Origin of the sequence: Enterococcus sp. JM9B (assembly GCF_009933265.1) — a bacterium.
Taxonomy (GTDB): domain Bacteria; phylum Bacillota; class Bacilli; order Lactobacillales; family Enterococcaceae; genus Enterococcus_C; species Enterococcus_C songbeiensis.
This window is the reverse complement of sequence record NZ_MAEK01000012.1, coordinates 19,665-44,261: the sequence shown is the minus strand read 5'-3', so window position 1 is coordinate 44,261 and position 24,597 is coordinate 19,665. Positions and strand designations below refer to the sequence as shown.

Below are 24,597 nucleotides of genomic sequence, written 5' to 3'. Positions count from 1 at the left end.
GAAGAGAATCGAAACAAGCTGCATTACTGTTCGAGAGAATCATCTGATCAGAGACTACTTTCAGTTTGATGATGGATGTGACAACATCTTTTGTAACTCAGACTGTTTAGCTGAGTCTTTGATGGCAGAAGAAATCTATTTAAGCCAGGAGGACGGCGAATGATTAAGTTTAAAGAATTGACTACTCAACCTTACGATGTACACATATCTGCTTTTTTTGAAAAGGAAAGCAAGGATAATCCAGATGATGTTTTTGAATATGTAGATTTGAAAGCCATAGATAGAAAGTTAGTAATTTTGGTTTATCGTCAAACAAGTAAGTCTGCTTATCAATTAAAATCGCTGTTAAAAGAAGTGGCAAAGTAAAGTGGTTATTTCCAAAATGGAAAATACCACGAGGAGGAGAACTGATGAATAAGCAAGAATTGATTGATGAATTAACCAAAACGCAAGAAAAATTTTACGAAGTTTGGATGAACTTAGATTTGGATAAATCCAGCAGAGATACTGCTATTAATGTTTACACAGGAATTATGATTGCGAAAACTTATATAGACCGGCTAGACGAACCGCAAGCCGAGAAGGTGGAAGCTCATTTGGCAGAACATTGGAGTGAAGACGTAGGAGATTGCTTGTGGTGGAATTTCCCAGTTGAAGAACCACCATATTGTGGCACACCACTTGATGAACATTTCCCGAAATATAAAACACATTTTACAACGATTGATATGCCAAACGAAATCGAAAAGCCGAAACGGTGGGTGGTTAAGCATAAAGATGACTGCATATATTTTGAGAAGTTTGATGAAGATAAATATGATTTTTCGGCTATTTGGACATACTTAGCTGAACCTCCAGCGTTTAAATTTACTGACCGCACCCAAGCCGAGGCAGTCGCTACGTTGGTTGATGGGAGTGTGGAGGAAGTATGAAACAATTAGTTTATGTATTGTCAAAAAACGGCACGGTCAAAAACTATGTAAGTGAAGTCTTGATCCAAGCCGATGAGAATGACGAAGAAACAATGAATGTCAGCATGAATTTCACTACTGATGTTGAGAAAGCTATTGATTTAGTTGATGCTACAAATGAAGTCTACTCACAGCTTGCCGGACAACTTGGAGAGCGTTTGGTTGGGATTGAGGAGGTAGCGGAATGACTTTAAAAATTGATAATGCAATCGAAGAAATTGAACGTGCTTTGGCTGGTAATAAGCCGAAATACGCTAATGATATTTATTTAAATAATGCTGTACGGTATCTACAAGAAATTAAATCTCCCTCTCTCACCAAAGATCAGCAGATAGTTTTTGAGTGGTTAAAGAAGGAATGGTCAGGACGTAAACGGCATTCTTGGCTATCTTTAGAGTGTATTGCAACTCTAGTTTATCATTGGCAACATGGTGACCCAGATTATTATCCTGTTCATGCATCCCCACATGTAGAAGCATATGGGGCGCTAACGGCTGTTGAACATCTTGAAGTTCTACAAGTTTTCATCCAATGGGCTTTGGAACAGGAGTACGGTGAATAACAGAAAGCGAGGAAGTTTTGTGGTGAAGAAGAATTACCGGTTAATTTACAAGCAACGCTATATGGGTAAAGTATTGCAGGATGTCATTATGAAATATGATAAGACTGTAGCTGAAATGGAGCAAGCAGTAAATGATCTTTACAGTGACCCTTGCGTATTTGAGGTTTGGTATGAGGAGGTAGCGGAATGACTAAAGCAGAAGAAACACTTATTGATATTAAATTTATTTTAGATATGTATAGTGCAGGAGTTGATACGGCAGAAAATACATTAGAAAAGGTTAGGGAAATTTTGAAGCCAGTAGTCTCTCTCACCGACGATCAGCAGGTCGTCTTGGAGTGGCTAAAAGAGAAATATTCAATCACGGATATTGAGCCAATTGAATTATTTTGGAGGTTACATGTAAATACAAAAAACAGATTTAAAACATTAGTCGTGTTTAGAGCCTATAAATACCTAACCAGAAAAGCGCAGTTAGAAGTATTACAAGTTTTTAGCCAATGGGCTTTGGAACAGGAGGAAGAAAATGTTATCAGCTGAAAATAGAGCGAAGATTATACCGACGGGACTATACGCAAGGGAAATTGACAAGAGAACTAGCACAGGGGCAAGCACTGATCCTTACTGGTGTACTAATTGGACATTTGTTCCTCGGATCTACGAAAACGAAATAATACTGATTGATAGCTACTATCAATATTCGAACAGCATTTCATACGTTCTTAACGATGAAAACATCAACGACTTCACGCTTATTCTTAATTTTGACGATGTTCGGGAAGTGAAACAAACCACTTATCAAGAATACGCAGACGATGATCGCTATCAGGTTGCATGTGATTCGGGCGGCAGAAGATACCCAAAATATTTCGTCAAAAAGACGGCATCTCCTAACAAAGAGAAACAACTTTATCAAGTAGATAGTGAAATCGAATCACTTGAATATCAGCTGAAGAGGCTTAAAGAGAAGCGAAAATCAATAATCGAATCGGAGGAAGAGTGATGGTGCAAGTAGAAGTTCTAAAGTTCATAGGATTTGTAACAGAAATATCACCGAAGGCATTCATCAATCGAAGAAATGAACTAATCTTAGTCCCAACCAAGAATATTTATTTTGGCTTAAACGGCGTAGAGTCAAAAAGAGATATAACAGTAAAGATATTTCATTGGCTATCAAGACCAGCGCATAAAGGGGTGGGCAGTTATTGGGAAAACCGTATCAGAGCGATCATCAATAACTACTTACAAACTGACTTTAACCGAGATGATTTTGATTTAATCTACACAGAATTGGGTAATGCAACAAATCCAGAATTAACAGAAAAATTCATTGACTCGGATTATGATCTCAAAGTACTGGAGGAAGAGTGATGAAAGTAAAGACAGGATGGGTAGCAAGAGATGAAGATGGAGGATTGAAACTCCACTGGGAAAAGCCTGGAAGATGCGAAAGATATGAAGGAACATATGCATATTGGTTTAGCTGTGATTGGGTATCCATCCCTAAACATATGTATCAAGGCCTAAATTGGGAAGACGAACCGTTTAAAGTCAAAGTTGATTTACTGCCAGATTAAATTAGAACAGGAGGGTGAACAATGACAATCGGAGAAATCTACAAGCTTACAGATGCACATCCGCCGGCATTTGGCGAAGTCACGAGCGTTACAGAAAATAAAATCTGGAATGAAATATTGGAAGAGGACGAGCAAGTAAGGCTCGCTTGGGCCGATTGGTACCAGTGGAACGAGAAAAACGTGTACTGTCTTCAGGGAAGCGGATGTGAGATAGAAAGGTTGGTACCTGCTACTGACGATGAGATTGCTGTATATCGGCAGAAGGTTGAGGAGTACGAAGGTTACGATTTAGGCTGCTAAACGACGATTATGAGGATACCATGACTGACATCATAGCAGGCTTGCTGATTACGCTAGTGGTCGCAATGCCGACAATTAAGATTAGAGATCACACCGGTATCGTGCGCCTGTAGATTAAGGGGCTGGTGGACATAATTACCGGAAAAATTGACGAATGGGTTGAGTAAATTTTGGGAGGGCAAGTGATTGTACGAATGGCTGAGTAAGTATCAAGAGTGGGAACAAAAAATTGCTTTGCTTGATTGGGAACTTGAAACATACAAAGAAGAACTTGATAGATGGAAGAACCCCAATGACTTGGGAAGATATTCTTTGGTAAAAGAATCGAAGGCTAGTAAATTAGAGGATATTATAGATAACTTGGAGTATGAGCTGGCAGTGCAAATGAATTACCGCTTTGATCTGAGAAAGGTTATTTACTCTTTCAAAGGAATTGAGCAACACATATTGCGTATGAAATATGTTGAAGGGCTGACCCTACAAGAAATTGCAGATGAACTTGGTTACACGTACCAGTATATCCGAAAACATCATTCAGCCATTTTGAAAAAAGTTCAATTCAAAAAAGACTATGTTATCAAGGCTAAAAGCAACAATTAAGCAACAGCAACCATTGAAATAATGAATTATAATGGTATTAGTAAGATATCGCCCACAAGCAGAAACGCACAACGGCATTCAACCTCCTTTTGATACGTAAAATTATTCTGTGGGTGATATCATAGCTTTTCCGCGGAAACGGAACAAGCGAGCGACCTAGTATCGTGTATATAGCAACCTAAGCTAGGTAATAGTTGTGATAGAAAGACAGATAGAGAGGATGATTTGAATGTTATTACAGATTGACAAATTTTTAAAGAGTGATGTTGGAGAGGGAAAGGAAGCTGTTTTAAGAACAGATATCATTGAAGGAGTCAAACGAACTAATCGTATTGATGGTTTTTTGATGGTTCATTTTTATGACGATTCCGTTTATTCGTTTTCAGTTAATGAAAAAGATAGTTCTTTCACTATCGATTCTTCAGAAGAATTCAAGGATTACATTATCTCTCAAGTGTGGTTATTGAATGATGAAGGTAAGACACTTAGAAAATTAATTTAGCAAAATAAAAAGGCAGCACAATTTTTTGAAAGAGGTGGATCATCTCATTTCAGAATTCTCTAGTGCTGTCTTTTTGTGTCACTGTGGCGGAAGTAGAAGACGCACGGCGAGATAGAACTGGCATAATCAGATTAGCTACCTGTGTTGAAACTCTCGCTCCTAATGTTTTAAGAACCAGTTCGTGAGTGGGGCAGTGCCGCTCCGGTGACATTAGAAACAATCTTAGGATTGGCTGTATTAAGTAGCGTGCTGCTGAAACAGTTTAAGGATTTAGATCACTCGTTGAGTGGTCTTTTTAATTTGTCTGAGGAGGGATAGCGCATGTATCACTATTACATTTCATTATCTCGTGATCTAATCTGTCATCACGCTGCTATCCATCAGTCAGAATTGCATCATAATTATACATTGCTTGAGTGGATTAGAGAGGCGGAGCCACATGAGATCGATCGGTATAAGCTGGTTTATCTTGGGCATGGACATAAGAGTGATGAGCATATACGAGAAAGGCTGAGAAGGTGTACATATGATCAGCGTTAAAACAAAAGCAGATCGTGCAAGGTTCTATGGATCAAGCGAATGGCGACGACTGCGACAACAATGTTTGGAACGAGATCATTATGAATGTCAATGGTGTAAAGCAGAAGGTAGATTAACTACTCAGTATGATTCCATATTGGAAGTCGATCATATCAAAGAGTTGGAATACTATCCTGAGCTGGCGTTTGATCCAGACAATCTAAGGGTTTTGTAAGAACTGCCACAATCGCCGACACGAAAGATTTAATTATCGTTCTAGCAAGAAAGAAAAGAAATGGGACGATGAGTGGTGGTAGAGAAATGGCTCGTTAAAGTTCAAAAAAAGAGAAGACTATTTCATCTTCTCTAAATATTCTTTTATAGCTTGTTCAACTATTCTCGCTTGAGGAATCATTGTTTCGTCAGACGTTTCTTTTAATTGCTTGATAACTGATTCATCAAGCGTGAAAGTTACTCTTTTTTTCATCTAATCAACTCCAATCTCTGATAATACTTTACCATAAAAGTATTGCATTATCAATACAATATGTTACAATATAAGTATGGTTGGGAGTGATAAAAATGAATCGAAATGACTTAGCAAAAGAAATAATTAATTATCGAGATGAAGGTTTAACAATTAAAGAGATGTCGGTAAAAATGAATCTGACATTTGAACAAGTTAGATACATTACTAAAAAAGAAAATATACCAATGTTAGTTAATCCTATTAAGCAATGCGAAGTTTGCGGTAAAGAATTTAAAGCCAAACGAAGAACTGCTAAAACATGTTGTCGTGAATGTAGTGATAAACTATATGAACAAAATAGAACGGTGAAACATAAACATACTTGCGAATATTGTGGTAAAGAGTTTGAACATGCAAGCAGAAAAACAATTAAGTTTTGTTCTAAAGAATGTTCACTCGAACATAATAAAAAAGAACTATTCATTCGTGAACAAGAACGTAAACGGAATTACTTGGAGTTGAACACAGTATATATTAAGTGTAATAATTGTGGAATGACGTTTGGTACGACTAAATCAAATGCTAAATTTTGTAGTAAGAATTGTAGAAGACTACACGATAATGAATTACAAAAGCAGTACGCAAGAAAGAAACGTTCGATGTTCACAGTTGATAAGAAGTGTAAAGAATGTGGAAAACATTTTTCAACAACTTATGGTAATAAAATATTTTGTAGTAACAAATGCAACCAGAAGTATAACTATCGAATACGTGAGGTTAGCAGAAGGGAAAAGATAATTAAAAATGGTTCTGTCGATTGGAGTATATCAGTCGAACGTTTGTATAAGAGAGATAAAGGGAAGTGTTATTTATGCAAGGAACATTGTGATATGAATGATTATTACATTAACGATAATGATGTATTGATATGCGGTAATAATTATCCTAGCATTGACCACGTCATTCCGATATCTAAAGGTGGAACGCATTCATGGGATAATGTTAGATTGGCGCACAGACATTGCAACACTATCAAACGTGATACACTATTAAAAGATTTAAAGACTGTTGAAAAATAGTCTTTTTTATTTTTGCATCATACACCCCCGGGGTCGTAGGTTTCACTAAAAATATTTCATTATCAACCGGTGGATGGGGTCAACTCCGCAGATGTATTCATTATTTTTCACACAACCCCACCCCGGGCTAGAAAGGAAGTGATTTTATGGCAGATTTAAAAATGAGAAATAAGCTAGTAGCTACTGAAGAAAAAAGGTTGAGTAAGCTGTTTGATGATATGGACGACGATAAGAAAAAAGTAGTTTCCGGGTTAATCACTCAAGCCGCTCGATTAAAAATTCTCCTTGATGAAATGTGGGTTGATATTTCTGAAAAAGGCGACTATGAACTTTTTTCTCAGTCAGAAAATCAAATTCCGTACGAGCGGGAGCGACCGGTTGCTAAACAATACAATTCCCGCGACCAATCTTATCAGCGTGTGATAAAACAGCTTACTGATTACTTGCCGGAAGAAAAACAAAAGCCAGCGCAAGATGCTGCTCTGGATGGTAGTGATCTACTATGACATTGCTGAAACCTTATTTTTTTGATGAATACGTTGATTTATATGAAAGGGGTATCATTCCTTTCAACAAAGAAAGAATACAATTAATTAATTATTTGAAAAAAGAAATTTTGATTCGAGATGATATTTATTTTGATGATGAAATGATACAAAAGTTTATTCGTTATGCTGAGAAAAATTTTTTCCCTTTAGCTAAATACCAAAAATTTATTACACCTTTCATTTTCTGCTATCAAAAAGAAGATGACGAGGTGTTTTTTGATGAAATCCTCAACTCTATAGCTCGCGGTGGAGGAAAGAATGGTTTTATGTCAGCTAGAGATTCTTTTTTTATCAGTCCTTTATATGGCGTTAGAAACTACGATGTGACGATTACCGCAAACTCTGAAAAACAAGGGAAGGTATCTTTCAAAGAAGTTTATGAAATGGTTCAAAGAAATCGGTTGGAGAAACAATTTTATTTAACGAAAATGGCAATTACTAGTCGCGTGACGAATTCTATTTTTAGCTATCGGACGAATAACCCAAAAACGATGGATTCCGCGCGTGATGGCTGTTTAGAATTTGATGAAATACATCAGTTCGAAACTTCTGATTTAGTCGATATTCAAAGGAGCGGTTTGGGGAAAATACAAAATCCAAGGACTTTTTATAATGGAACGAATGGGCATGTCCGAGAAGGATTTTACGACAGAATTTTAGAACGGGCGCAAAAAATCTTTACTGGCGAGAGTCAAAATGACCGGTTATTTCCGTTTATTTGTAAATTGGATTCGATAGATGAAATGGACAATCCAAAGATGTGGTCAAAAGCCAATCCGATGTTTGAAGAGGACTCCCCCTACTCTAAACGTCTGTTTTCAACGGTGATGAAAGAGTACGAGAAACTGCAAGATGAACCTTCTGGAAGAAGAGAATTTGTTGTTAAGCGGATGAATTTTACGGAAGGCGATGCTGAATCAGATATCACCACACACGAAAAACTGATGGCTACAAATCAATCCCTTCCGAATCTTGAAGGATATTCTTGTGTAGCTGGATTTGACTATGCGAGCATTCGAGATTTCGCCAGCGTGGGATTATTGTTTAAAGTTGATGATAAATTTATTTGGCACCAACATAGTTTTGCAAGAAAACAATTTCTTGACACTTTTAAACTAAAAGCTCCAATTAAGGAATGGGAAGAGAAAGGCCTTATCACGATTGTCGATGAACCGTCTATTGATCCCCAGCATTTAGTTGATTGGCTGAATGAAAAAAGAAATGATTACCAAATTGAAATCGTCTGTGCTGACGGATTTCGAATGGATTTATTAAAGCCGTTACTTGAAAAGGAATCTTATAATTATGAATTTATCCGCAACATTCGCGGGGTGCAGTCGAAAGTTGCACCCATCGTGGAAGACGGATTTGCGAACGAGAGATTTATTTTCGGTGATGATCCATTAATGAGATGGTACACAAATAATTCGTACATCAAGGAAGACAAGTTAGGGAATAAAACATTCTTGAAGAAAGAATCCGTTAGAAGAAAAACCGATGGATTCCACGCTTTTCTAGCAGCTTTATACAAACGCGAAGAAATATCGGAAACGAATATTGATGAAGAATTGGATTTGTTGGATGCACTAGATTTTTAAGGAGAATTTATATGTACAAACCTCATTATCTCAATGTAGAGCGGAAGAAGACCACAGTTTATGCCGGAGGCAAGCCCTACTGGTCAAAAACAGAACTATTGCAACTTGGTTATAAAAAGAAACCTCCTGAAAAATCAGAAGATAAATCTGGACGGAGATTTAAATGAAAATTATTTTATCGATTCTTTTGATTATTCCATCAATCCTTTACACCTATTTTGCTTGGAGAGCTTATAAAAGCTTTGATAAATATCATTGAAGATTAATGAACGAAGGGAGGTGTATGAATGACAGTATTTTCTAGCATTTTAGATGTTTTGAAAAAAAATTCTGAAATTGAATGGATGTTTGATCTTGATTTTATTAACGATACGTCTCAACGTGTTTATCTTAAAAAGATGGCGATTGATTCTGTTTTAAATCTAGTAGGACGTACCATGTCAATGTCGAAATTTCAGTTTCGCCAAGGTAAGAAAAGTTACGCGACTGATTGGGATTATATTTTAAATGTACGGCCGAATAAAGATATGTCCGCGGCAACGTTTTGGCAGAGCTTCTTTTACAAATTAATGTTTGATAACGAAGTCTTGGTGATTGTCAGTGATGATAACCAGTTATTGATTGCGGATGATTTTTTTCGAAACGAATACGCGGTATACGAGGATACGTTCGAAAACGTAGTTGTAAAAGACTATGAATTCAAACGTGTTTTTCCTATGTCAAAAGTAATTTATTTAGAGTATAACAACGAAGAACTTGCTAAATTTACAGATGGGCTCTTTAGCGATTACGGCGAATTATTTGGACGAATTCTTGAAGTGTCTATGAGAAACAATCAAATTCGTGGCACTGTGAGTATAGATGATACTGCAACCTTTAACGATAAACGAGATGCAAATGGCAAAACTCGTGTGGAAAAAATGCAAGAATTTATGAACAAACTATTTAAAGCTTTTAAAACAAGTTCGGTTGCCATCGTTCCGAAATCCAAAAATTTTAGCTACGACGAGTACACGAACAAAGTTGGCTCATCAAATCAATCGCTGAAAGAATTAGACGACATGAAAAAATCACTAATCAGTGATGTTGCTCGTGCAATCGGCGTCCCGCCGGCCCTAGCGTTATCGGAAAACGCAGAATTGAGTGATAATCTAAAAGCGTTCAAAAAACTTTGCGTGGACGAGTTGATAAAGAAATTACAAGACGAATTAAATGCAAAATTACTTGATCGTTATGAATATAGAAAAGGAAAACGGGTTCGAATCTTCGGCGTTCTTCAACCAGATATTTTCGACCTTGCAACATCAATCGAAAAACTGACTGGATCTGGTCCGTTTACGTTCAACGATATTCTGGAAGAATTGGGGCGCGAACGTTCCGATGATCCGTTAATGGACGAGCAATGGATTACTAAGAACTTTGAATTAATGAAAGGGGGTGGAACAGATGACAAAGAAAATCAAAATTAACGGTCCTATCATTTCTAGCGACGAAAAATGGTTTTACGATTGGTTTGAAATGGAGGCAACTTGTCCAAAAGATGTCTTAGATGCGCTGCCAACCAACGAGGAAGATGTGGAGGTAACCATTAATTCCTATGGTGGTTTGGTTGATATGGGAAACGAAATTTATACTGCGTTGCGCTCCTATAACGGGCATGTTACTGCGAATGTCGTAATGGCTGGTAGTGCTGCGTCGATTATTGCAATGAGCGCCGAAAAAGTTGTAATTAGTCCGGTGGGACAAATTATGATTCATAACGTTTCTATGGGTGCTGACGGGGATTATCACGATATGGATAAAGCAAGCGAAATTTTGCGAAAAGCAAATCAATCGTTAGCGAACGCCTACGTTGCGAAAACCGGTAAGCCTAAAGATGAAATTTTGACTTTAATGGAAAATGAAACTTGGCTGACAGCGGAAGAAGCGGTCGAAAACGGCTTTGCTGATGAAATCATGTTTGAAACTACAGAACGGCCACTTTTGGTTGCCAATGGTGGTTCGGGCATGATTAATCAAAAAATCATTGATGAAATGCGGCGTTTGAAAAATCGAGCGCCAGTTGCACAAATCAATCTTCCGGAAGAGCAATTAAAAAAAGCTGTAAACGAAGCTTTGAAAAATTTGAAGCAAACTACAATGATCAATGGCAAATCTTTGGCACAGTTAGAAAATGAAGAAAATATGGAAAACAAGAAGTCACCGTTCGCGAGATTTCTTTTTTAATACCAAAAATTGGAGGAAAGATACATGACTATTAAATTATCAAATGAATTCGAAACTGTAAAAACGGCTTGGATTCAATCTGTCCAAAATAACGAGCCCGTTGAAAAACAAGGTGAACTGTATGGACAAATGTTAGACCAAATGTTGGAAGAAGCAAAACGCGCCGGTGAAATTGGAGCAGAAAGCTATGCTGCAAGTACTACTGCAGACGGAAAACTGAATGCTGTTCAAAGAAAATTCTTTAACGAAATCAATACTGCTGTGGGATACAAAGATGAAGAATTGTTGCCCGAAGAAACAATTGATAACATTTTTGAAGACGTTGTTTCTGAACATCCATTACTAGCGGAAATTGGATTGAAAAACGCGGGATTACGCTTGAAATTCTTGAAATCTGAAACAAGCGGTGTTGCCGTTTGGGGCAAGATTTTTGGTGAAATCAAAGGTCAATTGGATGCTACATTTAGCGAAGAAGAAAGTATTTCTCACAAACTGACAGCGTTTATTGTTTTGCCGAAAGATTTATCTCAATTTGGTCCAGCTTGGATTGAACGTTTTGTGCGTTTACAAATCGACGAAGCCTTTTCTGTTGCGCTGGAATTAGCTTTCTTGGCTGGTACCGGTAAAGACCAACCCGTCGGTTTGAATCGTTCTGTTGCTGAAGATGTAGCCGTCGTGGATGGCGTTTACCCAGAAAAAGAAGCTACTGGCACGTTGACATTCGCCGATTCTAAAACGACCGTCAAAGAATTGACTGCTTTATACAAGCATCATTCCACAAAAGAAAACGGCAAGGCTTTGGCTGTTGCTGGAAAAGTAACATTGGTTGTTAATCCTGCCGATGCATGGGATGTACGCTCTCAATATACCTCGTTAAACGCAAACGGCGTTTATGTTACTGCGTTGCCTTACAATCTAAAAATCGTTGAATCCGTTGCGCAAACGGCTGCCAAAGCCTTATCTTTTGTAACTGGTCGTTACGATGCTTTTTTAGGTGGCGGTATTGCTGTTAAAAAATATGATCAAACACTAGCAATCGAAGATTTAGATTTGTATGTTGCAAAAACATTCGCGTACGGAAAAGCGAAAGATGATAAAGCAGCTGCTGTTTGGAATCTTGCAATCTCTGAAACTGCACCAGCGGGGGAAGCGTAGCCCCCGCACCGGCAACGGCAGACGGGGCTAAACCGACCGCAACAAATACTGTTGCTGAAATTAAAGCTTATTTGGAAAGTCAAGGAATTGATTATACTGGCGTAACGCTAAAAGCTGATTTATTAGCATTGGTGGTGTGATGATGGATAAAACAACCGCGAACAATTTAGCTGATGCAAACTTAGTTGCATTTAAAGAGCGTATGCAAATTTATAGCAGCTCTCGTGATGGCGATATTAAACGAATGCTTGCAACGTCTTTCCAAGAAATCGAAAATCTAATAGGGTCTTATGATCCCGACAATGATTTGTATTTCATCGATTTGGTATTTCAACGGACGCGTTACGATTTTAACGATAAGTTAGAATTTTTCAAAGCAAATTTTCAATCCGATATTTTAGACTTATCACTTATTTATGGCGAGGTGATCACTGATGATTCACTCGAATTATAAACCACCCGAAATCGGGACCGGTGATTTAAAAACACCTGTCTCGTTTTTTGAATATGCACCATCCGATGGTCCAGAACCCGATGAGGTAGTAAAAAAAAATCTCTATTCTTGCACGGCTTTGATTTACAATCCGTCGATGAAAGACATGACAATCCTCGAAGCGAAAGGTACTAAAGAAGGCGTAACGATTAAGATTCGTGATCCATATTTGGATTATGTACCGACAAACAAACACAAAGTCGAAATCGACGATTATCGTTATGTTAACAAAAAATGGGAAATCATTGATGTCGCGCTTGATTTTGAAAACAACGCATTTGTCAAAATCATATTGGGGGCAACCTCATGAGTGTAACAGTTACTGGAACAGACCAAATTATTGCGAATCTTGAGAAAAAATTAGGTAAATCTCGAACTACACGTGTTGTCAACAAGGCGTTGCGCAAAACTGGTGAGAATGTCAAACGCGATGTGGAAGATGCAGCATCATCTTATATTGATACCGGCGAAACACACGAGACAGTCATTGTTTCAAATGTTAAAAAAGGCCCACCGAAACAAATCCAAGTCGGTTGGGGAGAAGGGTCCCGTTGGCGGTTGGTCCATCTAAACGAGTTTGGATATACTCGCTATGGGAAGTATATCCGTCCACGTGGAATGGGCAAACTGCAAGGCGTTGTTGATAAAACAGAAGCGACTGCTTTGCAAGAAATGCGATCAGAAATGGAGGAATTGGCACGATGAAGGACATGATGATGCAAGTTTATGATGCTTTAGTTGCCAATCCTGTGATTGCTGAAAAGGTAACAGCTAAAGGCATCAAATTTTACGAGGTGCCTGAGAGCTTCGATACAGCCAAACCGTTTATCATCATCGACACGCCATTAGGACCGCCAACGAGCGCCTATTATGCCGCAAATAAAGAGCTGTCACAGACATTTAGTTATCAAATCAATGTAGAAACGCAATCGAGGATTTTAACAAAAGAAATCGCCAAAGCGATAAAGTCAGCAATGTGGGAATTTGGCTATAGCCAATTAACTGGTGGTTTAGATGAATATTTTAGTGAAACAAAGCGTTTCGTGGATGCGCGACGCTATCGAAAAAATACACAAATTCATGACACTGACTATTAGTTGGTGTCAATTTTATTAGGAGGAATTAAACATGGCTGAAAGTTATGGATTTAGTACAGTATCAACACGCGTTTTGAAATCCGACTTAACACCGGATACAACTAAAGAAATTCGAGTGATGAAAGGTATTCCTAAAGAAGGGGGACCAACGAGCTTTGAATTGACAGGATTATCAAAAGAAATTCAAAAAGTGTTTGCTGGGAATCGTGAATATTGGATTTCAGCAAAAGGAACCGGTAGTGTGGCAGCTAACTTCGGGTTGCTAGATGTTCCAGTTGTGATCGAACAGGAATTATTAGGCCTGACTGTGTTCGGAGAAAGTGGAATTGATGGATTTGGCGATGATACTGAACCGCCATACGTTGCCGCTGTAGCAGAAGCAGAAGATCTATATGGAGAACCATTGGCATTCGCTTTATTGGCTGGGAAATTTAATCGTGATGGCTATTCGCTCGCAACTAAAACAGATGAAGATTTTACGCCAGAAGCCGGCGAGTATGTTTACAATGCCATTACCCGCGACATTACTATCGGTGAAGAGACTAAGAAAATGAAAGTCTTGCGTGCATTTGGTACAGCTAATGTTGCTGCGCTAAAAGAAGCAGTTTTAGGAACACCAACTGTGACACCATAAACTTAAGGCTAGTCGATTGACTAGCTTTTTTATTTTTGATTTTAGGAGGAATTAATTTGAAAAGAGAAGCGAAATTAACGTTACGCCAAAAAAATGGCACTTACAAAGATTACATCATCGACTTTGTTTCAGAATCACAACGTCTTGAATACATTCGATTAGAAGCGGAATTGGAAGAACGTGTGGACGAAAAAGGAACGCCAATAAAACCGACCGACTTAGATTACTCCGCAGTACAAACGAAATTTGTTGCAAATTTGTTTGGTGTAAAAGAAAAAGAAATTTTGGATGGACTTGATTCTCTTGATCGAAACCAAGTCTATGAAATTATCCGTTACCGCGTCCTAGGCTTTAACAAGGAAGAGGACGAACGCTTAAAAAAAGCGCTGATGGAGGCAAACTTAGATGGCGTGACCTCTACAACCTCCAACTAGATTTTATTAAGCAAGCCATCATGACCATTCCAGGAATGACAATCCGGGATTTGATGAATACAGACTGTTTAGATGTCGATGAAATTCTGCTTACTGCACCTAAGAAACAAAAGCAAAAGAAAGTACGTCCAATGAGCGACTTAGTGAAAGGGGGAAACTAATTTGGGAGCTGCTGGAACACCGTTAGGAAATATGGTCATCAAGTTAGGTTTAGATGATGCCGATTTTGGTCGTGGCGTAGCTAATGCCAAAAAACAAACCAAATATTTCGCAAATGAAATGAAAGCGAATATGAAAATCGCTGATTTAGCTGGGAATCAGCTTGGAAAACTCGGCGCTCGTTATGATGGCCTGACTAAAATCATTGGCGCTCAGGAAAAACAAGTTTCTTCCCTCAAGAAAGCTTACGACGAATCTTTTGTTGACGGAAAAGCGACCGATTCAACGAAGCGTTTAGCAGCACAGTTGCAAGATGCGAATGGTAAGTTAGCCAATTACAAAAAACAACTGATTGATACTGCCGGGGCTTACGCTGAATTTAAGGTTAAAAACGAAGGGTTTACTGGCGCTATCTATTCCGGGAGTCAGAAATTAATTAAAGCTGGCGATAATATTTCTGCGTTCGGTAAAGGAGTAAGCAACGTTGGAAGTCAGTTGACTTCTAAAGTTTCGTTACCAATCGCAGCTGGATTTGTAGTCGCTACTAAAAAAGCCGCCGATTTTACCACACAAATCGGAGAAATTGGTCCATTGCTGACAAACGGCGGAAAGGTTACTGCTGAGTATAAAAAGCAACTCGATCAAATGGGTGATAGCTCAAAGAAATGGTCGAAAGATTACGGTGTTTCCACCACGGAAATCAATAACGGTTTAGCTGAAATCGTCCGTAAAGGTTACGATGCCAATCAAACAATGGGCGTCATGCCGTCTATCTTAGATGCCACAAAAGCGTCAGGGGAACAATTTAACGATGTAATGAATGTTACAACAGAGGTTATTTCCCAGTTTAATCTAAAAGGCAAAACATATAGCGAGACATTGCAAAATACTGCGCGTGTTACAGATAGTCTGACCTATGTGGCCAACGCTACCTCAGCCGGATTTACAGATCTGGGTCTTGCGATGGGTTATGTTGGTCCGGTTGCGAACAGTTTAGGAATGTCCGTGGAAGAAACAGCTTCTGCTGTTGGATTGCTTAGTGATGCTGGAATAGGTGGCGAAAAAGCTGGTACTGCTTTACGTGGTGCATTGACGCGATTGCTTAAACCATCAAAACAAAATAAAGATGGTTTCAAACAGCTAGGCGTTTCTGTTGAAGATTTTAAAAATGGCTCATTAACGATGCCTGATATTTTAGATAAAATCAAAAATAACACTGAAGGTTGGACGGATGCGCAGCGTACAGCTGCAATTGCTTTGGCTTTTGGTACAGAATCACAATCAGCGATGAACGTACTGGTTGGACAAGGCGGAGATGCTTTAAGAAACCTGACGAACGAGACCAAGGGTGCAAGTGGTGCAACTAAAGACATTGCAAAATCTATGAATGATTTGCCGGCTAACAAAGTCGCTCGATTTAAAGAATCACTAAATGTGTTAGCTATTACATTAGGCGAAAAGCTATTGCCTATTGTTACACCTTGGATTGACAAGGCAACCGACATGGTAAACAAGTTTAGCGAATTAGATGATGCCACACAACAGAATATTATTAAATGGGGGCTACTGGCTGCCGCCGCCGGGCCGACATTAAGATTACTTGGTTCAGGCATTTCCGTTTTCGGAGGCGTTACAAAAGGCATTGGTATGACCGGCAGGGCAACGATTGATTTAATTGCTGCTTTTTCAAAACGTCAAGCTATTAAACAAACTACTGCTGCTTTAGCGGAAGGCGGCGCAGAAGCTGTAATTAGTGGTGGAAAATTCTCCACTTTGAAAAGTATCTTTACGAAAACCGGTTCTGCTGCTACCGTTGCCGCTGGCACAGGTGGTACATCTGGCGTTTCAGCATTAGTTACTGGTCTAGGAGCTGTGGCAGGCCCCGCTTTGATCGCAGTCGGTGCCGTAGCTGGCGTCGCAACTGCACTTTATATTGGTAAAAAAGCTTACGATGAACATCAACTTGCTGGCGAAAAATGGGGAACTAAGGTCACTGAAGAACAGGATAAAGTGATCACTAAGTCTTACGAGATGAGCGAAAAGGCGAGTGGATATGTAGCTGATTATGCCAACGGCGTGACAGATGCTGCTGACAAAGCAATCAAAGCGAATAAAGATATCGTTGATTCTATCCAGAAAGTTTTGGATAAAGAGTTGGAGCGGAAGAAAAAAGCTGCAGAAAAAATCGAGGACAAAGGTCAGAAAGAACAGGCCGAGAAGTATTTGGATTGGCAAGAAGAGGTTAACAAAGCCGAAGTCCAACAAGCACAGAAAAAAGTTGACCGAATTAACGCAATCTTGAAATCTGCTAGCGAAAATAATCGGACGTTATCCACACAAGAACGTCAATTTATTGCTAACAATTACAAGATGTTGAATGACGATCAATTAAAAGCTGCCGGTTTTAGCAAAGAAAAACGGCTAGCTATAGAAACCGCGTATCAAGTCAATTTAAAAAAATTATCTGCAAAAGAACTTGGTGAACGTAGAAACAGTATTGAAACAGCGTTAAATAAAGAACGAGCCTCATATGAAGAGCAGGCGGCTAGTCTAAAAGAAATTTACAAAGATAATCCAGTGGCTTTAAAAGAGAGCATGGATAAGCTGAATACTGAGTATCAGAGCAGTACAGAAACAATGGTTACAGCCCTTGCCAAAACGCTTGAAGCGTCGGGATATAGCATTGAAGAATATGCCGATGTTTGGAAGCAATATGGCTATACCACTGAAGAAGTTCAGCGGATGGTCAACTACTCGGCTGAAAAAACGTCTCAGAATTTGGATATGCTGGCTAAAGGTACCTCCGAAGCTGATGCGCAATGGAACGCTTTAGCACTTGATCCCAAAACCGGTGAAGTGCGAACTAATATGGCGGATACCTTAGTTGATATTGCTAAAACAGATGAGGGTTGGCAGCAACTTCAATTTTTAGCGAAAAATGCAAAAATATCCACGAATGCAAAAGAAGAGATTGCGATTGCAATGGGTGAAGCTGGCAAGTGGGATGAACTTTACTTAACGGACAAACAGTTACTGGTCAATAGCAACCCAGCCATGCTTGCTTTATATGATTCCATCGAAGAATTAGGCCTGTGGAACGAATACAATGCCGACAGGAAAACGCTCGGTGTCAACAGTGCAGATGCGATTTATCAAACCATGCAAGCGCATGGAGCATTGGGAACGTGGAATAAATTAAGCCCCGAACTCAAGGAATTAATTGCTAAAGGTCCTGCGAAAATGAGTACGGATGAGGCTAGCAAGGCGCTGCGCGAGTTTAATAAACTTGACCCGAAAAAGAAAAAGTTGCTATCTGATAATACAAATGCAGTACGTAACTTTAACTATGCTAAAGATAGATTGAATAGTTATAACAATATTAAACCGGGCGTCAAACGATTACATGCAGTAGATGAAACGTACAACGGCGTCCAATCTGCTAAAAATTCTATTAATAGTATTCCTAATAATACGTATAAAAATATTTGGGTGCAAACCCATTTAAATAACGAATATGAAAAGACAATGAATAACAGAGGTATCTATGCTGCTGGTTTAGCAAAGGGGACGAATTATCATAAAGGCGGTTTAGCACTCGTCAATGACCAGCGGGGACCACTATACAAAGAATTAGTCCAATTACCGAGCGGGGAATCATTTATCCCGCAAAGCAGAAATGTCATGTTGGATTTGCCGAAAGGTTCCAAGGTCTTGCGAGCGGCATTAACTAAAAAATTGATGCCTAATTACGCGGATGGCGTGGGTATTCCTGAAAATTCTAAATGGGTCCAAAACTTGCGGAGCATAGACACTGATTCTAATGCAAACAACAACAAAGTCATAGTACAAAACAACAATTCCGGTTTAGAAAACAAGTTGGATGTAATGATTTCGCTGTTGGATAAACTCGTTAAAAAACCGAATGTTTTGAAAGCAATTCTGGATGCCGATGAGGTATCCGCTGTTACTGATAAACATTTAGGAAAAAACTTTACTAAGTTGAGCTATACAAGGGGGAATGTTTGATGTTTTATAAGGTTTTTTTTGATCAAGGGAGTGGTTGGTTTGACCCTCAGCGAAAAATGAAAATCGTCTTCAAAGATATAAAACGAGCATCCCCAAACCACAATGTAGAGTATCAAGAGTTTAGTGGTAGTAATGGATCAAGACCGATTAACGAATCATTTAAATCATTTGAAATTCAATTTGACATAGACATTTTCTTTGAAAGCGAATGGGAGAAAGAATTGCTTGAAACAGAGTTGATGGAACTGATATTTAAAAAGGGCTCGTATTATATCACGCACGAGCTGTCACCGGGTAAAATGTATGAAGTGTATCCCACCTCATTTGAAGCTGTTGAAGGAGATAACACATATCAAACATACGCAGTCGCGTTTAATGTATTTAAAGGCTGTTCGGAATCCTTATCCACTACCCTAAAAGCTTTCAGCCTAGACGAACCCTGGCAATTCTCACAAGGTTTAGTTTCAGAAGACTATGAATACACTCATCAGACCAGTCGCTTTACGATTTTCAATGCCGGCGATTTCACGATTGATCCAAGAGAAAATTACCTGAAAATCAAAATTGAAGGAATGTCAGACGGCAATCTCACAGTGTTCAATGCAACAACTGGTGAGCGATTTATCTACCGTGATTCACTCAATTCCGTTAGCGGCGAGACATTAACGCTTGATGGTGTCTATCCACTAAAAAACGGCATCCACTGTGGGGTCGATACAAATCATGGCTTGATCTCGTTAGTACCCGGCGAAAATAAAATTGAAATCTCCAACGTTTCACGTATCAAAACAGCGTGGGATTTCCGTTTTCTGTATAAGTAGGTGATGGAATGAACGATATCGTAATAGCAAATTTCGAGAAAACCAAAGAAGAGATCCTTGTCGGTGTTGACAGGGACTCTTTTTTTGAAAATTGGCAAGAAAACGAAACGTGGGAAGTAGGGTTTTTGGTGATGAAAACCAAAGCTAATGCCCATTCATTTGATCTCGTAGACTACGAAAGCTCTGTTTTTTGGAACGGGCAGGAATTTATCGTCAAACAGATGAAAGACTATGCAGTTGGCGCACAGCGATTTAAAGAAGTGGTCGCCACACACGTCTATTACACGATCCAAGATGGCTATCAATACGAGCAGATGACAGGGACTTTCTCTATCAATCAATGTCTATCGCATATCTTTTCAGCTGGTAACCGAGGGTTTAGCTATGAAGTAATCAATACGAACGGCGTCTTCAGCCGAATCGAGCAGGAGAATTTTGGCGATGGAAACTATCTGAAGCTGATCGATGAAGTGTTGTCGGACTACGATGCAGTAGTGATTCCGGATAATAAGCACTTAAGGTTTTATCCGCGGAGTTATTACGGAAATGAAACACAAGAACAAATCAGGTACAAGTTTAATACCGATGAAGTCCACTTTGAGATCGATACGTATAGCCTGAAAACGCAGATTCGCGGATTTGGCAAGAAAAAAGAAGACGATAGCTACTATTTTAGCCCAATCACATATACCTCGCCTGAATCAAGCAAGTGGGGCATCCGTATCCAAGATCCCGTGAACGATGATCGATTCACGGTCGCAAGCAGTATGAGTGCACGACTAAGGCGGGATATCCACGATTATCCGGACATTTCGGGAACGGTGAATATCAAATGGGCGATTGATCTAAATCGTGGGGATAAAGTGACGTTTGTCTACGAGCCACTGAATGTTTGTCAGATGATTCAAGCCGTCGGTTTGAAAAAATATCCACTGATACCTAACAAACCGCCGGAGGTCACGTTATCGAATAATAAAAAAACAATGACAAATATTCTTGCAGGTCTGAAGAAGAAAGGAGTGTTATAGTTGGGCTTAATGAAATTAGTAAAAAACGCGATCAGCTCGGAGTGGAAGAAGACGTTTAATGACAATGTCGATTATTTAAATGGATTGGAAACACGAGTTGATCAAAGAAATCAAGCAACAAATAAACGGATTGATAATCTCGTGTTGAATGCCGGTGGTGATAGCCCGAATGAAGTCGTGGATGCGCGGGTCAACACTGAGGGGGTTATCTTTGAAACGCTTCGAGAACGATTGGCGGCTGGGGAAGAATTGACTAAAGAGGAACTAACACTAGTAAATCAGTTGATCAAAAATCAAAGCGAAGCTATCACTCAGTTAAATTCAACGATTCAAGAACTCTATGGAGGCTCTGGCGGCTCGATCTCGTTGTTTGTTTCAGCGGAATTAGGAAACGACACGACTGCTGATGGAACAGAAGAAAAACCGTTCAAAACGATTCAAGCGGCAATCAATAGTCTGCCGCTGCTATCCACGAGCAAATTCTTTATCTATGTAGAACCAGGCGTGTATCTGGAAGATGTCGTGATTTCCAATATCACAAGCGGCCAGCTTGAGATCATAGCGTCAAATCTTTCGGTCATTGATGCTTCAGTCGGAGATACCGGCGTTTTTGTGAGGTCAGTTTTATTCATTGATTGTGGAATGTACTGTGCGGTCAGAGGATTCACACAAACAGACGCAGCAAATGCTCCGGGATGGTTTATTTATTTCCACGGTGCTATGTACGGCGCTGCAGAGGGATGCCGGGCGGTTCAAAACACGAAAAATATCGATGGCTATACAGCATTTGGATGGGAACGGTGTGTCTCCGGAAACATCTACCGTTCGCGTATCTCTGATCAATTTTATGCAATCAAGGCCGCTTCTGGGACGGGCGTGAGAATTTCAAACACCGTTTCAGGAACAGAAAACAATATAGTATATCGATCAGAAGGATCAACTATTTATCGTGCCACCGGTGCTTCGATCAGCGGTACCACGATGGAATCTAAAGCTTATGGCGGGCAGGTGTTCACGGGATGAATGAAGATAACAAGATTTTTAAAACAAACGAGATTTCGATTGAGATCAGTCCAGTCAAGAATACTGTTGATTCACAGCGGGCGCAATACTATTCATATGATGAAAACAGCGGACTTCAACGGATTCGCATTCTGAAAGATGGGCAACCTTTGGGATTGTCTGAAGGGTCGCAAGTCCGGCTCTCTGCTGTGAAACTCAGCGGCTCGAAACAGATGATGATCTACACACCTGAGATCGAGGATCGAGTGAATGGCATCGTTACATTCGTGATCCCGAAAGAATTTCTCGGCTACAGCGGTCAGATCAGATGTACGCTGTATATTGATTTTTCAAGCGATCAGACGTTGCATGCAGGGTATTTCTACATCAACATGGGAATCTCGGATATTGACGCAAATCTGCCCGAATTCAGCGATAGCTACTGGCAACGGTGGGCGGATTTTGAGTCGGAAGCTACTACAAAAATGCAAGAGCTGGAAGCTGCATTGGACGGCGAAGCACAGCGTTTGAACGAATACGCAGACGAGAAAATGCTCGAAATGGACAGCTACACAACAGAGGTACAATCAGCAGGCAATACCGCTGCGGAATCGATTGATAATGAAATCCAACGACTAAGCGAGTATGGGAATCAAAAGATCAGTCAGATGGATGGGTATACCGCCGAAGTACAGTCAGCGGGTAGTTTGGCCATCGAATCAATCGACGCGGAATCTGCACGAGTAGGCGCACACGCGGATCAAAAAATAACGGAGTACGATCAGAAATTCCAACAGACTGAACAGAATATCGCTACACTGGATCAGAATCTCACCGAACTGAGAAACGACATGAAGCTGTCCGAGGCATGGGCGTGGAACAAAGAGGGGACGGATCGGTTTACTAGAAAGTATCCGGGAGAGAATTTAGTAACGCTTGCTTCATTGGGCCGTCATCCAAGCGCAAGTTTAAGTAATGTCACTTTTAAAACAGGAAAAATCAATATTAACTCAGATGGAAGAAATTCTATTGGTTTCTATACTGCCGGGAGGCAATATCAACTATCAACAAGATATTCGATGAAATTCAAAATGGTAGTAAACAGCGGTTCTGTCACGAGTATTGGCGGTCATTCCACATACACCTATTTAATACACGATATTTCGATAAATGGGGTATCACAATCTATAAATTGGATTAGCGGGATTGGTTACAATTTTGAAAACAACAAAGAGTATACCGTATCTCTAGTGTTTACCACTCGCGATACGGAAGCAATGTATACCGAGGCAAGCGCCGGAATCTATATCCAACCAAACCGCATGGGTTATGGGGCAGCTTTTGATGTTGATATTTCAGAATTAAAGATAGAAGGAGATCCAGCAACGATTTATACTACCGCGCCATCTGACGATCCCCTAAACGCCTACCCGCAATACCGAGGGCTAGCCTTACTTCCAAGTGATTTGCCGTCTGACTACGTGTGGGAAGAATCAGCGGAACGGATCAAACAACTAGCACAGCAAGAAACAGACAAACTAAATGGCGAAGTAGCTGACATCCAAAACTGGATAGCACAACAAGGAGGAACAGCATAATGAAAAAAACAATCTGGTCTATCGATCCAAAGAATATCGGATCAACAAAAGAGGTTGACGAAAGCTACGTGATCAACTCACTTTTTGAAACGGAAGTACCTATGCCGACGGGGATGTTGATCCCGGCGTGGGACAACAAAACTAACAGCTGGTACGATGCCGGCGCAAACGTAGACGGACAGTTGAAACCTGTTATGGCGATGGTGTCACAATTAATTAAGCAAAACGCATCACTGGTTCAACGGATTACGGCGTTGGAGAAATTTCATGAACAAGGTACGCCAATGGAAGATCCAACTGAAGGGGGTGCTGAATAATGTTTCCATCAAAAGCAGATATTCAGTTTTTCTTTGATCTAGGGATTTACAACAATTCGGACGTCGATTTTTTTCACGATTTGGATTATCTAACGGATGATGAACGGGAAGAAATTATAGGTAAGCAGGAAGTCTAGGAAACTAGGCTTCTTTTTTTAGGGAAAGTTGGTGAGCTATGGCGGAGTTGTCAGAATTACAAAAGCAAGTCGAGGATCATGAGGAACGGCTGAGTACCGTTGAAAAAAATCAGCTGAAATATAGTAAAGACTTGGAAGAAATCAAAGGCTCTATCAAGGAGCAATCAATCAAAAACGAGGAATCTAATCGATTCCTTCGAGAACAGAATCAGCAAATGTTTGCACAAAATGAAAAGATTTTAGATGCCGTTTTTAATATCAAAACAAAGGAAGAAGAACATCGTTATGAGTTTAAAACGATGGCATTTGGTAAGTGGTTAGCTTTACTAACGATTGCCGTTTCAGGCGGTGGCATTATAACTTGGCTGATCCAAAAAATATTTTATGTATTAACAGGAGGACAACGATAATTGCCTGCTGTTAAAACTTTGAAGGAGGAACACAAATGAATGATCAAATGTTGAAATTACTAGCAGTTGCAACAGTCTTAGCACCAGTTGTATCTGGGATCGTGCAGATCATGAAAAAATATACCATTGCAGAAGGTAAGTTGTTGCCGGTTTTAGGTGTATTCTGTGGAATTTTAATTGGTGGATTGTGGGGTATTAGCTTTGCACCTGCAGAAGTGATTGCTTATCTCTGGTCGGGTTTGATCGCAGGATTGGCATCAGTCGGAGTTTTTGAGTTGGCAAAGGGAAAAGATACTATCGACAAAGACGACCAAGAAAATAATCGAGGAGTGTGA

At 39.7% G+C, this 24,597-nt stretch carries 36 protein-coding genes and 1 pseudogene; 36 read left to right on the top strand and 1 reads right to left on the bottom strand.

All coding sequences use genetic code 11. The features are described 5' to 3' along the window. The first annotated feature begins 159 nt into the window (after positions 1–159). From BAU16_RS03780 to BAU16_RS03725, 13 genes and pseudogenes are all read left to right on the top strand, one after another. The gene (locus tag BAU16_RS03780; RefSeq protein WP_161526459.1) at positions 160–366 is read left to right on the top strand and encodes a hypothetical protein; all 207 of its coding nucleotides are present in this window, start codon (positions 160–162) and stop codon (positions 364–366) included. A gap of 44 nt (positions 367–410) precedes the next feature. Continuing rightward, a complete protein-coding gene (locus tag BAU16_RS03775; protein WP_161526458.1) occupies positions 411–932 on the top strand; it encodes a hypothetical protein in 522 nt (173 codons plus the stop codon). After that, positions 929–1,159 (top strand): hypothetical protein, encoded by a 231-nt coding sequence (locus BAU16_RS03770; protein ID WP_161526457.1) that lies wholly within the window; start codon positions 929–931, stop codon positions 1,157–1,159. Before BAU16_RS03775 ends, BAU16_RS03770 begins: the two co-directional genes overlap by 4 nt. Then, on the top strand, positions 1,156–1,533 hold the full coding sequence (locus tag BAU16_RS03765; protein WP_161526456.1) for a hypothetical protein: 378 nt from the start codon (positions 1,156–1,158) through the stop codon (positions 1,531–1,533). Before BAU16_RS03770 ends, BAU16_RS03765 begins: the two co-directional genes overlap by 4 nt. A 22-nt stretch (positions 1,534–1,555) precedes the next feature. Then, positions 1,556–1,723, top strand: a complete 168-nt coding sequence (locus BAU16_RS13550) for a hypothetical protein (protein ID WP_202621243.1) — start codon at positions 1,556–1,558, stop codon at positions 1,721–1,723. Further along, a complete protein-coding gene (locus BAU16_RS03760; protein WP_237579204.1) occupies positions 1,720–2,073 on the top strand; it encodes a hypothetical protein in 354 nt (117 codons plus the stop codon). Before BAU16_RS13550 ends, BAU16_RS03760 begins: the two co-directional genes overlap by 4 nt. Next, positions 2,060–2,536, top strand: a complete 477-nt coding sequence (locus BAU16_RS03755) for a hypothetical protein (protein ID WP_161526455.1) — start codon at positions 2,060–2,062, stop codon at positions 2,534–2,536. Before BAU16_RS03760 ends, BAU16_RS03755 begins: the two co-directional genes overlap by 14 nt. After that, positions 2,536–2,904 carry a hypothetical protein gene (locus BAU16_RS03750; protein WP_202621238.1) on the top strand — a complete coding sequence of 123 codons (369 nt, stop codon included), beginning with the start codon at positions 2,536–2,538 and terminating at the stop codon, positions 2,902–2,904. The genes BAU16_RS03755 and BAU16_RS03750 overlap by 1 nt, the downstream gene beginning before the upstream one ends. Beyond that, the gene (locus BAU16_RS03745; protein WP_161526454.1) at positions 2,904–3,110 is read left to right on the top strand and encodes a hypothetical protein; all 207 of its coding nucleotides are present in this window, start codon (positions 2,904–2,906) and stop codon (positions 3,108–3,110) included. The genes BAU16_RS03750 and BAU16_RS03745 overlap by 1 nt, the downstream gene beginning before the upstream one ends. A gap of 21 nt (positions 3,111–3,131) precedes the next feature. Next, positions 3,132–3,410: a hypothetical protein gene (locus tag BAU16_RS03740; RefSeq protein WP_161526453.1), complete on the top strand. Its 279-nt coding sequence runs from the start codon at positions 3,132–3,134 to the stop codon at positions 3,408–3,410. 186 nt (positions 3,411–3,596) lie between these two features. Further along, entirely contained in the window at positions 3,597–4,010 is a 414-nt protein-coding gene (locus tag BAU16_RS03735; RefSeq protein ID WP_161526452.1) for a sigma factor-like helix-turn-helix DNA-binding protein, read from the top strand. 229 nt (positions 4,011–4,239) lie between these two features. Then, complete coding sequence (locus BAU16_RS03730) at positions 4,240–4,512, top strand: hypothetical protein (RefSeq protein ID WP_161526451.1); 273 nt, start codon at positions 4,240–4,242, stop codon at positions 4,510–4,512. 526 nt (positions 4,513–5,038) lie between these two features. Continuing rightward, positions 5,039–5,348, top strand: a pseudogene (locus tag BAU16_RS03725) (HNH endonuclease). A gap of 35 nt (positions 5,349–5,383) precedes the next feature. Here the strand turns inward: BAU16_RS03725 and BAU16_RS03720 are convergent. After that, positions 5,384–5,518, bottom strand: coding sequence for a ribbon-helix-helix domain-containing protein (locus BAU16_RS03720; RefSeq protein ID WP_161526449.1), 135 nt, complete (start codon positions 5,516–5,518; stop codon positions 5,384–5,386). A gap of 95 nt (positions 5,519–5,613) precedes the next feature. Between BAU16_RS03720 and BAU16_RS03715 the strand changes: the two genes are divergently transcribed. The 23 genes from BAU16_RS03715 (at position 5,614) to BAU16_RS03615 (ending at position 24,597) form a co-directional block, all read left to right on the top strand. Further along, on the top strand, positions 5,614–6,579 hold the full coding sequence (locus BAU16_RS03715) for an HNH endonuclease (protein ID WP_161526448.1): 966 nt from the start codon (positions 5,614–5,616) through the stop codon (positions 6,577–6,579). 146 nt (positions 6,580–6,725) lie between these two features. Next, on the top strand, positions 6,726–7,085 hold the full coding sequence (locus BAU16_RS03710) for a hypothetical protein (RefSeq protein ID WP_161526447.1): 360 nt from the start codon (positions 6,726–6,728) through the stop codon (positions 7,083–7,085). Continuing rightward, the gene (locus BAU16_RS03705) at positions 7,082–8,725 is read left to right on the top strand and encodes a terminase TerL endonuclease subunit (protein WP_202621237.1); all 1,644 of its coding nucleotides are present in this window, start codon (positions 7,082–7,084) and stop codon (positions 8,723–8,725) included. The genes BAU16_RS03710 and BAU16_RS03705 overlap by 4 nt, the downstream gene beginning before the upstream one ends. An 11-nt stretch (positions 8,726–8,736) precedes the next feature. Next, the gene (locus BAU16_RS13545; RefSeq protein WP_202621236.1) at positions 8,737–8,892 is read left to right on the top strand and encodes a hypothetical protein; all 156 of its coding nucleotides are present in this window, start codon (positions 8,737–8,739) and stop codon (positions 8,890–8,892) included. Between the two features lie 120 nt (positions 8,893–9,012). Next, positions 9,013–10,194, top strand: coding sequence for a phage portal protein (locus tag BAU16_RS03700; RefSeq protein ID WP_161526446.1), 1,182 nt, complete (start codon positions 9,013–9,015; stop codon positions 10,192–10,194). After that, positions 10,172–10,951, top strand: a complete 780-nt coding sequence (locus tag BAU16_RS03695) for a head maturation protease, ClpP-related (protein WP_161526445.1) — start codon at positions 10,172–10,174, stop codon at positions 10,949–10,951. The genes BAU16_RS03700 and BAU16_RS03695 overlap by 23 nt, the downstream gene beginning before the upstream one ends. Positions 10,952–10,975: 24 nt before the next feature. Further along, on the top strand, positions 10,976–12,106 hold the full coding sequence (locus BAU16_RS03690) for a phage major capsid protein (RefSeq protein WP_161526444.1): 1,131 nt from the start codon (positions 10,976–10,978) through the stop codon (positions 12,104–12,106). Positions 12,107–12,248: 142 nt separating this feature from the next. Next, positions 12,249–12,560 (top strand): hypothetical protein, encoded by a 312-nt coding sequence (locus tag BAU16_RS03685; RefSeq protein WP_161526443.1) that lies wholly within the window; start codon positions 12,249–12,251, stop codon positions 12,558–12,560. Continuing rightward, on the top strand, positions 12,541–12,909 hold the full coding sequence (locus BAU16_RS03680; protein ID WP_161526442.1) for a phage head-tail adapter protein: 369 nt from the start codon (positions 12,541–12,543) through the stop codon (positions 12,907–12,909). Before BAU16_RS03685 ends, BAU16_RS03680 begins: the two co-directional genes overlap by 20 nt. Further along, complete coding sequence (locus BAU16_RS03675; protein WP_161526441.1) at positions 12,906–13,304, top strand: HK97 gp10 family phage protein; 399 nt, start codon at positions 12,906–12,908, stop codon at positions 13,302–13,304. Before BAU16_RS03680 ends, BAU16_RS03675 begins: the two co-directional genes overlap by 4 nt. Further along, the gene (locus tag BAU16_RS03670) at positions 13,301–13,696 is read left to right on the top strand and encodes a hypothetical protein (RefSeq protein WP_161526440.1); all 396 of its coding nucleotides are present in this window, start codon (positions 13,301–13,303) and stop codon (positions 13,694–13,696) included. Before BAU16_RS03675 ends, BAU16_RS03670 begins: the two co-directional genes overlap by 4 nt. A 31-nt stretch (positions 13,697–13,727) precedes the next feature. Beyond that, entirely contained in the window at positions 13,728–14,330 is a 603-nt protein-coding gene (locus BAU16_RS03665; RefSeq protein WP_161526439.1) for a phage tail protein, read from the top strand. A gap of 56 nt (positions 14,331–14,386) precedes the next feature. Further along, positions 14,387–14,764 (top strand): phage tail assembly chaperone G, encoded by a 378-nt coding sequence (gpG, locus tag BAU16_RS03660; protein WP_202621235.1) that lies wholly within the window; start codon positions 14,387–14,389, stop codon positions 14,762–14,764. Between the two features lie 20 nt (positions 14,765–14,784). Further along, positions 14,785–14,925 carry a hypothetical protein gene (locus tag BAU16_RS13540; RefSeq protein WP_202621242.1) on the top strand — a complete coding sequence of 47 codons (141 nt, stop codon included), beginning with the start codon at positions 14,785–14,787 and terminating at the stop codon, positions 14,923–14,925. A 31-nt stretch (positions 14,926–14,956) separates the two neighbouring features. Next, a complete protein-coding gene (locus BAU16_RS03655; RefSeq protein WP_442896817.1) occupies positions 14,957–18,949 on the top strand; it encodes a phage tail tape measure protein in 3,993 nt (1,330 codons plus the stop codon). Next, complete coding sequence (locus tag BAU16_RS03650) at positions 18,949–19,770, top strand: phage tail domain-containing protein (protein WP_161526436.1); 822 nt, start codon at positions 18,949–18,951, stop codon at positions 19,768–19,770. The genes BAU16_RS03655 and BAU16_RS03650 overlap by 1 nt, the downstream gene beginning before the upstream one ends. Positions 19,771–19,778: 8 nt before the next feature. Then, complete coding sequence (locus tag BAU16_RS03645) at positions 19,779–20,798, top strand: phage tail protein (RefSeq protein ID WP_161526435.1); 1,020 nt, start codon at positions 19,779–19,781, stop codon at positions 20,796–20,798. Next, the gene (locus tag BAU16_RS03640; RefSeq protein ID WP_161526434.1) at positions 20,799–21,821 is read left to right on the top strand and encodes a hypothetical protein; all 1,023 of its coding nucleotides are present in this window, start codon (positions 20,799–20,801) and stop codon (positions 21,819–21,821) included. Further along, positions 21,818–23,398 carry a BppU family phage baseplate upper protein gene (locus tag BAU16_RS03635; RefSeq protein WP_161526433.1) on the top strand — a complete coding sequence of 527 codons (1,581 nt, stop codon included), beginning with the start codon at positions 21,818–21,820 and terminating at the stop codon, positions 23,396–23,398. The genes BAU16_RS03640 and BAU16_RS03635 overlap by 4 nt, the downstream gene beginning before the upstream one ends. Next, positions 23,398–23,715 (top strand): hypothetical protein, encoded by a 318-nt coding sequence (locus tag BAU16_RS03630; RefSeq protein WP_237579203.1) that lies wholly within the window; start codon positions 23,398–23,400, stop codon positions 23,713–23,715. Before BAU16_RS03635 ends, BAU16_RS03630 begins: the two co-directional genes overlap by 1 nt. Further along, positions 23,715–23,852, top strand: a complete 138-nt coding sequence (locus BAU16_RS03625) for an XkdX family protein (protein WP_161526432.1) — start codon at positions 23,715–23,717, stop codon at positions 23,850–23,852. Before BAU16_RS03630 ends, BAU16_RS03625 begins: the two co-directional genes overlap by 1 nt. A gap of 38 nt (positions 23,853–23,890) precedes the next feature. Beyond that, entirely contained in the window at positions 23,891–24,262 is a 372-nt protein-coding gene (locus BAU16_RS03620) for a hypothetical protein (protein WP_161526431.1), read from the top strand. 35 nt (positions 24,263–24,297) lie between these two features. Continuing rightward, on the top strand, positions 24,298–24,597 hold the full coding sequence (locus BAU16_RS03615) for a holin (RefSeq protein WP_161526430.1): 300 nt from the start codon (positions 24,298–24,300) through the stop codon (positions 24,595–24,597).